An 11,879-nucleotide genomic window follows, 5' to 3' on the forward strand; every position below is an offset into this window, starting at 1 on the left:
AACCAGCATTAGATTGTATTATTTCATTGGAATCAATCATTTTTATGGAGGTTAGGATTGCTGCGGGCAAAGCTTAAGTCGGTAGTCACAGCTCTGAAGCTAGGCTTTGCAAAGTAATAGCCCTGAAATAATTGGAGACCTAATTCCCTAAGAACGTCTAATTCTAAATCTGTTTCAATGCCTTCTGCAATCGGTTCAATGGCTAAATCTCGACAGACTTGCACAATTCCTCGAACAATGGCCTGCCGCGCTTTGTCTTTATCAATATTCCGAATCAAAGCCATGTCTATCTTAATAAAGTCAGGTCGGAAATCAGCCAGAAAGTTAAACCCAGAATAACCGGCTCCAAAGTCATCCAACGCTGTTCTAAACCCCAACTTTTGATAGTGCTTAATGATGGATTGAACATGGGCATAATCTATAACCTTTTCAACTTCCGTTAGCTCAAATAGAATTCGGCTAATGGGAAAATTACATCGTTCAGCCGTTTCAAGTGTTGTCTGAAGACAAAGTTCTGGATGGTACACTGCATTGGGCAAAAAGTTGATACTCAATATCGATTGAATGTCTAACTCTGCGGCAAGCTGAATCGCCTGAACCCGACAAGCTTGATCAAAGCGATATAGGTTCTCATCCGTTACTTGCTCCAAAATACTGATCGCTGATTCATTATTCATGCCTCGAGCCAGCGCTTCTTGCGCAAAAATACTGCCATCTGCAAGATTCACAATGGGCTGAAAGGCCATTGTGAAGCGAAAGTTCAGCCTAGACGAATTCAGACAACCGTCACACTCCCTAGCCATTGAACTCTACACAACCGCAGCTGGAATTCTTGGACATGAGGCTAGACATAGGCCAGATCAAGATAAACAATATCTGCAAATTGTGCTGCTTCTTGGCAACCCAGGCAAGTTGATGCTGTTTACCTCATCGACCAGTATGCCCACTGCGTCAACGTGGAGCCTCTCATTCCCCAAAATTCTGGATTGGGCCTTCTGGGGGCTTATTAAAAATATTCAGCAGAAATCTGACGAACAACCATCATTCTGAATCTTCAAAAGTCGTCCTCTTTTTGAAATATTTTTAACTTTAATATTGCCTTGAGATAGATATAAATGATTGGGGACCTATTCAGATTATTAGTTCATATAAATGGGTACTCTACGGACATCAGTTAATGGGTGAGGTGGGGGAGTATCTCTCCTTATCACTAGCGGTCCAATTTACTCCGTGAGCGTTTCAAGTGTTTAAGCTACTGCGATACTATTCCATCACCAGCTTTGTGGCTTTCGTAGTGGCCATTGCTGCCCTGAATCAGTACACGCGAGATCGTGCCATTCAGAGCTTAGTCACAGTTACTGAGAATAAGAATGTTGCCCTGACTCAATCCTTTGCTAATACCCTCTGGAAGACCCATGGATCCTTCTTAAGCAATACTCAATCTTTGACAGCAAAACAGTTAAAGTCCCATCCCCAAACCCTGAAGCTGACGAAGGATATCGAATCCTGGGCAGAAGGACTCCCCGTGTTGAAAGTAAAGGTCTTTGATACACAAGGGCGGACTGTCTTTTCAACGAGTACCAAGCAAATTGGCCAAGACAAGCGTCAATCAAAAGGCTTCCAGGCAGCCATTCAGGGGCAATCCCGCTCCTTCATCAACCATAAAGACACCTTTACAGGTATGAAGGGCCAGATGAAGGATCGCAATCTTCTGTCGAGCTATCTACCTCTGCGTCCCGATGGCCCAGACGGCTCCATTGAAGGGGTATTTGAGATGTATACCGATGTCACCCCGTTGCTGGAACGAGTGGAAACCACCCAGCGCAATATTTTGTGGGGAACCAGTGGGGTGCTTGGGTTGTTGTATGGAGTTCTGTTTGCAATTGTCTATCGAGGTGATCGCATTATTCAAGAAAAGCATGCTGCCGCTGCTGCCGCCGCCCGAGCAAAAGACGACTTCTTGGCGATGATGAGTCACGAAATTCGCACACCAATGAATGGCGTGATTGGCATGACTGGCTTGCTCCTGGATACAGAGTTAACGCCTCAACAGCAAGAATATACAGAAACGATTCGTAAAAGTGGGGATAGTCTCCTCACGCTTATTAATGACATTCTGGATTACTCCAAAATTGAAGCCGGTAAGCTGGATCTGGAAAAACAGGCATTTAATGTCCGGGTTTGTGTGGAAGATGCCTTAGAGCTGGTGGCCTCTCGGGTGGGTCCCAAGGAGATTGAGTTGGCAGGGGTGGTTGAACCCGATGTTCCCCAGGCGATTTTGGGAGATGTGACCCGCCTACGCCAGATTCTCGTCAACCTGTTGGGCAATGCCATCAAGTTCACCCAATCTGGGGAAGTCGTGGTTAACGTTTCGGCTGAGCCCTTTGCAGCGGATACTCCTTTGTATGAACTCAGTTTTGCCGTCAGAGATACGGGTATGGGGATTCCTGCTGAACGCCAGAATCGTCTATTCAAATCCTTTAGCCAGGTGGACTCATCGACCACCCGTAAATTTGGTGGAACAGGGTTGGGGCTAGTCATCTGTAAGCGTTTAAGTGAACTGATGGGCGGTCGGATTTGGGTTGAAAGTGAAGAAGGTCAAGGGTCCACCTTTGCCTTTACGATTCAAGCCGAAGAGACGGAAGATACAACGGTGTTGGCTCAATCGCTACCTGCTGTTACCTTGAAGGACAAGCGGGTGCTGCTTGTGGATGATAACGACACCAATCAACGGGTTCTCACCCTGCAAACAGAATCTTGGAAAATGAAACCTCAGGTGGCTGCGTCTGGCTACGAGGCTTTAGGGCTGTTGGAACATGCGGGTCCTTTTGATATCGCGATTCTGGATATGCAAATGCCTGAAATGGATGGCCTCACTTTGGCTCAGAAAATTCGCAGTCATCCTCGGGGGGTAAACTTCCCAATGGTAATGTTGACCTCCATTGGTCAGGCTCCTGACTTAGCCCATCACAAAGGTCTGTTTTCAGCCTGGCTCAATAAGCCGATCAAACAATCCCAGCTCTATAGCGCCCTGGTCAAATCCTTAACGGGAAATGAAGTCAAAACTCAAAAGTCTACTACTCTTCAGCTAGATACAGAGATGGCGGATCAGCATCCCTTGAAGATTTTGCTGGCGGAAGATAACCCCGTCAACCAGAAACTGGCTGTGTTGATTTTAGCCAAAATGGGCTATCGCCCTGATGTTGTGGGCAATGGTTTGGAAGTTCTGCAAGCCCTCAAGCGCCAATCCTATGATGTCATTCTGATGGATGTTAATATGCCGGAAATGGACGGGCTGACGGCAACAACCCATATTTACCAATCGATAATGCCGGAAGAACGACCCAGGATTATTGCGATGACCGCCAATGCCATGCAGGGGGATCGCGAAAAATGCCTGGATGTTGGCATGGATGACTACGTGACCAAACCCATCAATATTCAGGAACTTGTGGTTGCCTTGGAGAATAGCGAGCCTCAAACAACAGAAAGTCAGCCGATTAAAACATGAGGTTGAATCATTTAGTTAGAGTAATGAGAGCTTGGGTTTTAATCAAAATATCCTTTGGATTCTACTGAACTGGGATAAAATCTCTCAATAATTTCAAGAAAACGACCATTTAGATCAGAATTGGATTACCCATAGCCAATATCGCACTATACCGCTGCCCTTCAGTCTAAAATCGATTTGCGTACAACGATAGACTTAATCTAAGTGGGGCAACTGACGAGCCATTGCTTTACAATACCCAAGAGCAATTTCTGCATTTGCCGTTTTACCTTGTTCTCGAAATAACTCCGCAGCGGCCTGGAAATCAGCCATTGCTCCTTGTGGGTCTCCTAAGATGGCCCGTAGCAAACCTCGACTCCCATAAGCCTGTGCATGGTCAGAGCACAATTGAAGTGCTTCCGTATAGAGTGCCACAGCCTGCCTAGGAGCCGCACTCTCCGCTTGCATTGCTGCTTTAAGTAGCGTTTCTGCTTTTTGTTTGATTGCACCGTATGAACCGGGGGGATCAAAATCTGGGCTGTGCTCAAACAGAGCTTCCAGATTAGCCACTTGCTGATGATGGAATTGCTGGAACTGCGCTAAAAGTCTTAGGGCAAGCTCTTGTTCATCTGGATCTGCTAGTAAGGTTGCCACTGCCTCAGTTGCTACAGCTCCTATCTCCCATAATTTTTGGGCGATGAGGTAGTCAAGGCTCTGATCTTCACAAGCTTTAAGCATATCAATCAGCCCCATAACCTGTTGCTGAGGCTCAATTTTACTGAAGGTCAAATTGACCAAAGATTTCAAATCAGCATCCAGGACGTGTTCTTGCTCTATGAAGACTAAGTTGGGGACTGCCTTAGCACCAAACAGCGGTATTATTTGAGCGACTTGGGACCGAAGTTTAGAATCCGTCTCACTTAACAAGATATGGAAAGCCAAGCCTAAAAAACTTTCAATATTCCACCAGTCCAGGTCAACGGATTGTACTCTTTCACTCGCAATTGGAAGTAGTTGTTGAAGGCAAATACTATATAAATCTTGGTGGGGTTCTAAGAAGCAAGAATCAGACATCAAAGGACCTCTTGCTAAACTTCAAACAGATAAAAACTTATTTTTACTGTAGAGTATTTAGCATTTGAAGTGCCATGCGTTCATGCCAGGATTCTATAAAAATTAGTAATTACCTTACTGCAGTAAGACATTCTGGGGTATGACAATCATCACTCAAAGTGAAGGCCAAAAGATAATAGCAGTATGTATACTGGTTTGCAGCTCCACTAATTCCTGAGAATTGTGAAGTCATATCGTCCTTGCGACTATTTATGAATATTAATCAAGAAAACAACCCATTCCTATTAGTAGGTGGGTCGTTTAGGTTTGCATAATATTTGGTGTTGTCAGCATAGACCTAGCTTTAAAAGAAAGAATATGAGAATTCTTCGTCTTTGGCTATGCCTTAACCCCTCCGATTTCGATCAGCGAACCATCGATATGGAACCTTAATCATTAACAGGCCATTTCCATGTAAAGAATGGCTCATTGCCATCCTTACGATAGGCATTTGCAACAATCACTCCGGCTGAATCATCTGCAGATAGAATAAGATGTTTCTGAAAAAAATCATTACGAGGTTGCTGGGCTGATTGAACCCAGACCGTTTGAGCAGGTCGAGGTCCTTTATACTGAGAGGCAGCGTCGGGCTCGTATTCTTCGCTGGGGGGCGTTAGCTCTGCAGTACCAGCGGTGGAAGTCATATAGTTCACAATCTCGGAAGGGGTTTCGAGGGTCGGACGATCTTCTAACTTCTCAATAATGGATAGAGAAAACGCTGCCGTCTGATCCATTTCGGCATCACCAGAGCTTTCAAGTTGGGTTGTCTTGCTTGAGCAGCCTATCAATAGTAGAAGACTGATCGTCCCTGGAATGACCCATTCTCTTAATCTCAGTAAGGTATTCATGGCTGAATTGTTGGAGTATCAACGTTGAAATTCTCTAGAAGAGGCTGGCTGACATTACTTGCTGGTATGACCATAACGGGTCCAAATCAATGCCAGTTGAATGCTTTCGTGTTTTTCTTCCAACCGTGATGGTACCCAAATACGGTGTGTTCTATTCATCAGTAGCTAGGATGTCACCAACCAAGTTGGCGGTCATAAGGTCTGGGTTAAAGCAACTGAATAGATATGATTCTTCGATATGTGCTATGAGATAAATCCAATGGCTTGAACAACTTCATATCGGCGCGTTAGCTCTTGATAAAGACAGAATTATTTTTCCTGAGATGAACAAATCATCATTAATCGATTAAAAAGAAGTAACATTTAGCCCAGACCTTATCCCTCTTTTATCACTTTAGACAGAGAGAAAATCAGGATGCTTGAGCAATTTCCTCACCAGTGGACAGCAAAATGCCTCCATCTTTGATGTGAGTTGCTCAAACCCCTTTTTCAAAGCACGGCTGGGAAAGACTTCTAACCAGCGCTTTAGAAGATTCCAACTGATTAACGGTTGAATGATCAAGCGCACATTATTGAGCAGATTCTTCCACCCGTTTTGGTTATCCCACCAAGGATGCTGCGCAAAGTGTTGATGTGCCACTGGACAAGAGTCATTGAAGACATCAGCGAACAAACTCACCATCAAGAAAGCGCTCATCACTATCTCCCACCACTTTTCAATTTGTTCGTAGTGCGTCATGCGAAAATCAGCCCAACCCAAGGTATCTTTAGACTGTTTGAGACCATACTCAATCCAAGTTCTGAAGCCATAGCAATCCCCAATTTCATCCAGCTTGATCTCGGGTGCCGCTGCCATGACATAAGAGGTTGAGTTCTCTGGTAGCGTTTGGGGGTCCGTGGTTAATAGCCAATAGCGCTTCTGGTGGTGTCGCTGGCCATAAATGATCTCTTGCCTGTAACGAGTTTCAGTGGTGCCATTGCTGAAGGTTCGTTCAAATGACTGCCACGGTTCGGCAAAGACTGCTTGTTCTGCGGGTAACCACACCGCATGATTGCTACGAATCGCTAGGATATAGGGCAGCTTTAACTCCTCTAAGACATTCACAAAGTTTGTTTGAGCTTCCCCATACAAGCTGTCAGCCAGGACGAGCTCAAAGCAAAAGCCCATCCCTTGCAACTGTCGGATCATTCCAGCAGCAATTTGGGGTTTGCTGAGATACTCATCCTCCTCTTTAAGACGTTCTCGGGGTTTGTACACTTCAAAGGACAAAGGCAAAATCATCCCTTGAAACAGCCCGTAGGCAGTGACTGCGACGATGCCATTCTCTTTCTTGCCCACATTGCCGATATACTGCCGTTTCACATAGTCGGTACTCTTGCCTTTTTTGCAATCGCCCGTCTCATCGATCAATAGAATTAACCTGCGCCCATCCAGTATTTTCAAGATGATGTCCAATCTCTTGTCAGACAAATGTGACGCTACCCAAGGTGATTCACTCAGAAAATGATGCAGGCTTTGATGGTTCTCCAAGCCCACTGCTCTTGCAATGGCGGGCAATGATTTACGTTTGATATCACTAATCATCCCCAGATGGAGATGCTTGAAGGCTTCATAACTGCGGACTTGGGGAAATAACTCTGCAAATAGTTGGCAGTACTCATCAACAAAGCCAATGGTTGGTTCTGGACTTCTTGAAGCTGACATCACTCATTAGAAAAATAGAAACTGAGAATAGTCTATTTTTTATCTGTCTAAAGTGATAAAAGAGGGTTATAGCCGCCAGCTGTATATTCATTTCAGCAATCTAAGGTGATCGAGTGGATGTACACCTAGCTTATTTATAGATGGGGAGTCGCACCGTAAAGATTGTCCCTACCGTTTCTTGGCTGGTGAGTGTTATTTCACCCCCATGCAAGTCAACGGAGCGTTTGACAATAGCCAAGCCTAATCCTGTCCCCGAAATATTACCCACATTCGTGGCTCGATTAAAAGAATTGAATACATGACTACATTCCGATGGCGGAATTCCTAAACCATGATCTTGAACCTTGAGAATGGCTTCATCGCTTTCAAACACTAAATCAAAATTGATTATTCCCCCCTGGGGGGAGTATTTGATGGCATTCGATAGTAGATTCGTAAAAATATGACGAAGTAATTTTTCGTCCATTTGCACTTCAGTCAATTGCTCTTGCAAACGACAAACAATCTCATGGGTTTGGGTCGTGATCTGCAACTCTTCAGCCAAACCTGTGCAGAACTCGGTGAGTTGCATCGGGACGGGATTAAAAGCAAGGTTACCGGATTCTGCCTTACCCAGTAACAGTACATCATTGAGCAAACCCGTCATATGATCAACGGATTGCTGAATTTGACTTAAATGCTTGAGCTTGCGAGTCTCATCCCACTTATGACCATAGTGCTCTAACAACTCCGCAGAAGACAGGATCGTTGCCAAGGGTGTCCTAAATTCATGGGATGTCATCGCCACAAACCGTGACTTGAGTTCATTGAGTTCCCTTTCCTTGTTGAGCGCGTTGCGAATATCGTCTTCAGCTCGTTTGCGTTCAGTGATATCGCGAATCACAGCCATCACTTCATTCTCAGCACTGACTGCAAACCGAGCCTCAAACACGAACGAGTTTCCTTCAGCGTCAAACTGATATTCAAACAGCTGCATCTCATGCCTATCGAGTGTTTTTTCAATGCACTCCATAAATGGTTGGGCCGTAGCTTTGGGGAAAACATCATAAAGAGATTTTCCTAAGAATGCTTCACTAGGCAGGGGCAGTTTCGTATTGGGTGCATCTTTATAATTGACAAAAATGCCATCCGCACTGAATCGAAACATCCAGTCGGGCATGGCATTAATTAAGGCTCGGTTAGTGGCAACACTGGATTGCAAAGCAGCTTCAGCGCGCTGTCGCTCAACAATCTCGCTTCTCAAGTGTTCATTACTCTGCTTGAGTTCAACCGTTCGTTGTTGGACTCTTTGCTCTAGCTCGCTATGTGCTCGCTGTAAGTCTGATTCAACTTGCTTGTGATCGCTGATATCACGACCTTCGAAAATCAGCAAAACAACATTATCCACCTCATCATGGACGGGCTTTAAGGAAAAATCGATAGTGGCAACCTTGTCCTCGGCTCCAAGTATATCCACTTCATACCGAACGAACTTTCCCCAAGCTGCCTCAATAACAGCATTTTTAAGTCGGCTTTGTGTTTCTGCTGATTTAGACCACCATCGAGTTTCCCAGAGTGGAGTATTAATGACGTCGTCTAAATGGAGACCCCCAAACTCTAAAGCAGTTTGATTCGCCTCCAACAAAATTCCATCGGGGTTCAGAAGACCCGAGAACTGGAAGGTTTGGTTGAATATAGCCTTAAATCGTCGCTCACTATCCTTAAGGGCAGCTTCCATTCTCTTCCGTTTAGTAATATCAACGATATAAGTTCGAATCAAATCACTCTCTGCAATGTAATGAACGGATTGCTCAAAGATTTGAGATCCTATTTCAACTTCTCTAGCGAAGTTTTTTTCGTCCTCTTGGCCAATTAAAGTCGTTACCCCTGCCATGATTGGGTGATCAGTTTGCATCTCCCGTAATTGTGGGAACTGGGCCACCGCAGCGGGATTCAAGTAAGTAATCTTACCGTTTAAGTTACTCTCGATAATGGGGTTCGTAAAGAGTTCTGGGAAGGAGGCTAGCCGGACGATTGCAGCCTCATTGGAGTGGGCAAGTACTTCACTGGGTGGTGTTTGGCTCTGCATCGGATTGTGAAGATTGGACAAAAAGCCCGTCACCTCATCCGATTCACAAGACTCTAAAAAATGGACATCGGCAATATTGTTCGTCATATAATACCGAGCCCGGACCTCCTGACCAAACATGACTTCATCGCCATGATTCAAGTCGTGCGTGGTACACTTTTGGCCGTTGACTGTTAAACCATTCATGCTCCGTTTACCCTGAAGGTTTCCATCAATCAAACGAAAAAGATGGCTATCAATATCAGGTTTAGTCACCCGCATCAGCAAGGCATGTTGACGAGATACTGATGGTGATTTAATCACAATCGAGTTACTAGGATCTCGACCAAGAGAGCAAGTCGAATCTATTAGTGGGACAGTTCGTTTCCCTAGCTCGTCTTCAATAACTAGAAAATGCTGAATTTTTGGAGAAGATGTGGAGAAATCCATCGACTCAAGATGATAATTCCATCTATGCTTTTCCTAATATGCCCTTTAAAAGGTATATCTAACTATCGGAATTCGATTGAAATAAATTATTCCTTAATATAATTAAGGATATTTTTTCTGTCGGCTAGTTTAGTAGCCTAAAAATAAAAATCTATTGTCAATAAACTGGATTTGAAACGGGAAACACATACACTTCAGAAAATAGAAATCAGGACAACTTGAATCAATCGTTCTGAATGAAAAGCTAGGCAACCGAATTGATATAATTGTACTATCGTGCGATAGTCTCGGACTCAGGATAACTGGTCAATCCTTCTTATATTCTCATTACGAATAATCCCACGTCCATCTACGAAGAGTATGGATAGCTCGGATGTACAACTCAAATCATTCATCGGAAGTTAAACTATCAGGACGCAGAGCATTCAGCTTTGATAAAAGCCTCTGAATCGCTGCTAGGGACTCAATCAGATCTGATAGCTCTGTTTCTAATGTTGATGCTAGTAATTCCGTCAGATCTGATAGCTCTATTTCTAATGCTAATGAGAGGTCAAACATTTCTTGAGCATTCGTTGTCACTCCTTTATCAACGACATCAGTTGCCAGTTGATATAGCTGTATTAAGTTCCTTCTTAAATCAAGTAGTCTACCAGCTAAATGTTCACCTGGAGGGTTAATCAACCTATAAAGAAGATTCACTGCAGCTAACAAATCAACCGTCTCAAAGTGTTGATTTAAATACTTCCATTCTTCATAAGACATCGAGGACATAGGCTGCCAAAATTATTCACTAAAGCAACTTTTACAAGCTCAAACAAATGCATCTCCTCAAGCAGCTTGAGGTTGCATGTCATCACTAAGATAAAACAATTCATGAAAGGGACTAAGGCTTTTATAAGTATATAAACCAATAAAAGAATTAAAATCAATTAACCCTCATACTCCGTTAGATTGGCTTGAATACGGAACACTCTGCAATTATTCCAAGCCTTCTCTTCACTGGATCAGCCCGTTGGCCCCGAACAGTAACACCCTCTCGCATCTAGGTCGGAATGGTGTCCATTCTGTTCAACCCAATGAAGGGATTCTACATCGAATCAAGCTTGAACGATTTCTTATGAAGCAAGAGACGTAATTATCTCATAGTTTTTTTCAAACCCAGAATCCAAAATATTCGTCGCTCTACTTTAGCTAATTGACCCAGAGGTTGACTGCTAGTACTGGTTGATCTGCTCAAAATTGTTTGGAGTTGAACGATTACTTCAAGATCCCGAGCCATCAGACTAATATCCAGTTCTTCTAGGTACAAACTTTCTAAAACATGGTTGATATCAGATTTCTCATCGGCTACTATTCCCGCACCTTCTACAATAAAGGACTGAAGTTGATTGGCAGATTGTGCAAGGAGTTTACGCAAGTAATAGCAGGTGGTCACTGTTACTTGATCACTAATAGGTTTCGCTGAGAGGGGTGATGAGTGGGTGGTCAAAATAGGTGCAGTTTTCATGGTCTTGGGGAATAGATATAAAGGTTGTCAGAGATAGGGTTTTAAGCTTCATACATGCCCATAAGGTCTTAATCCCACTAAAATCATGAATCCGTTAATGGACTACCTCTGATGTGCAGTTGTGTGATTTTCACCGATCACTCTATTGAGCAAGTAGTATTTCCTAACCAAAAATAGAGAAGATGATTTGATAGCTCATGATATAAGAACTATCATTTTTTAAGAAAAAATTTATTCTCAGATTCAGCATTTAACACTAATCATTATCTCAATCACAGATTTATCTTTATGATTGAAGTGATGCTTACGATATTTAATTTAGTGTATTTCTTTGAGTATTTTCCCTGCGATTCTAATTTAATGCATGATTTATCAAATTTCTATTCTGTTTTAATCTAAAAAACAGAATTATAGCGTTAGTTTTGGATTCACACATTATTGGATATACTTAAAAAGTTTAATTATGAGTAATATTTACTCAATCATGCGCATGATCTTTGTTAGTTTAAGCGGACGTAAAGCATTTCAAACAGGTGTTCTAAGCGTTTTGTGACTCAGATCACAGTAGCTTGAAATAATTGTCATTGTAATGAACTAAATGGATATTATGCTTTGCCCTTTCATGATTATTCAATAAATTATTCAACTCTTCCGATGCTTCTGTGCAAGAACACTTTTGGATGAGTATTATTAGAGATATAACTTATATTGGGATTTAA

General features: G+C 43.1%; 8 protein-coding genes. 1 reads left to right on the forward strand and 7 read right to left on the reverse strand.

All coding sequences use genetic code 11. The features are described 5' to 3' along the window. Positions 1 to 32: 32 nt before the first annotated feature. Positions 33 to 746, reverse strand: coding sequence for an EAL domain-containing protein (locus AM1_RS00935; RefSeq protein WP_012160915.1), 714 nt, complete (start codon positions 744 to 746; stop codon positions 33 to 35). A 497-nt stretch (positions 747 to 1,243) separates the two neighbouring features. Between AM1_RS00935 and AM1_RS00945 the strand changes: the two genes are divergently transcribed. Then, positions 1,244 to 3,511, forward strand: a complete 2,268-nt coding sequence (locus AM1_RS00945) for a response regulator (protein WP_012160917.1) — start codon at positions 1,244 to 1,246, stop codon at positions 3,509 to 3,511. Positions 3,512 to 3,706: 195 nt separating this feature from the next. Here AM1_RS00945 and AM1_RS00950 read toward each other — a convergent pair whose 3' ends face one another. The 6 genes from AM1_RS00950 to AM1_RS00975 all read right to left on the reverse strand — a co-directional run bounded on the left by AM1_RS00950 (position 3,707) and on the right by AM1_RS00975 (position 11,160). Continuing rightward, positions 3,707 to 4,564, reverse strand: coding sequence for a hypothetical protein (locus tag AM1_RS00950; protein WP_012160918.1), 858 nt, complete (start codon positions 4,562 to 4,564; stop codon positions 3,707 to 3,709). Between the two features lie 428 nt (positions 4,565 to 4,992). Further along, positions 4,993 to 5,451 (reverse strand): hypothetical protein, encoded by a 459-nt coding sequence (locus AM1_RS00955; RefSeq protein WP_238549133.1) that lies wholly within the window; start codon positions 5,449 to 5,451, stop codon positions 4,993 to 4,995. A 394-nt stretch (positions 5,452 to 5,845) separates the two neighbouring features. Continuing rightward, positions 5,846 to 7,156 (reverse strand): IS701-like element ISAcma8 family transposase, encoded by a 1,311-nt coding sequence (locus tag AM1_RS00960; RefSeq protein ID WP_012160919.1) that lies wholly within the window; start codon positions 7,154 to 7,156, stop codon positions 5,846 to 5,848. A gap of 130 nt (positions 7,157 to 7,286) precedes the next feature. Beyond that, positions 7,287 to 9,653: an ATP-binding protein gene (locus AM1_RS00965; protein ID WP_012160920.1), complete on the reverse strand. Its 2,367-nt coding sequence runs from the start codon at positions 9,651 to 9,653 to the stop codon at positions 7,287 to 7,289. Positions 9,654 to 10,040: 387 nt separating this feature from the next. Beyond that, entirely contained in the window at positions 10,041 to 10,415 is a 375-nt protein-coding gene (locus AM1_RS00970; protein WP_049783671.1) for a hypothetical protein, read from the reverse strand. 373 nt (positions 10,416 to 10,788) lie between these two features. Continuing rightward, a complete protein-coding gene (locus AM1_RS00975) occupies positions 10,789 to 11,160 on the reverse strand; it encodes a hypothetical protein (protein WP_238549134.1) in 372 nt (123 codons plus the stop codon). Between the last annotated feature and the right edge of the window lie 719 nt (positions 11,161 to 11,879).

The sequence above is a fragment of the Acaryochloris marina MBIC11017 genome (genome assembly GCF_000018105.1).
Lineage (GTDB): Bacteria > Cyanobacteriota > Cyanobacteriia > Thermosynechococcales > Thermosynechococcaceae > Acaryochloris > Acaryochloris marina.

Excerpts from the sequence above, each read along its gene's own strand:
- AM1_RS00970 (WP_049783671.1), bottom strand. The coding sequence starts at position 10,415 with ATGTCTTATGAAGAATGGAAGTATTTAAATCAACACTTTGAGACGGTT.
- AM1_RS00965 (WP_012160920.1), bottom strand. The coding sequence starts at position 9,653 with ATGGATTTCTCCACATCTTCTCCAAAAATTCAGCATTTTCTAGTTATT.
- AM1_RS00950 (WP_012160918.1), bottom strand. The coding sequence starts at position 4,564 with ATGTCTGATTCTTGCTTCTTAGAACCCCACCAAGATTTATATAGTATT.
- AM1_RS00975 (WP_238549134.1), bottom strand. The coding sequence starts at position 11,160 with ATGAAAACTGCACCTATTTTGACCACCCACTCATCACCCCTCTCAGCG.
- AM1_RS00955 (WP_238549133.1), bottom strand. The coding sequence starts at position 5,451 with ATGAATACCTTACTGAGATTAAGAGAATGGGTCATTCCAGGGACGATC.
- AM1_RS00935 (WP_012160915.1), bottom strand. The coding sequence starts at position 746 with ATGGCCTTTCAGCCCATTGTGAATCTTGCAGATGGCAGTATTTTTGCG.
- AM1_RS00960 (WP_012160919.1), bottom strand. The coding sequence starts at position 7,156 with ATGTCAGCTTCAAGAAGTCCAGAACCAACCATTGGCTTTGTTGATGAG.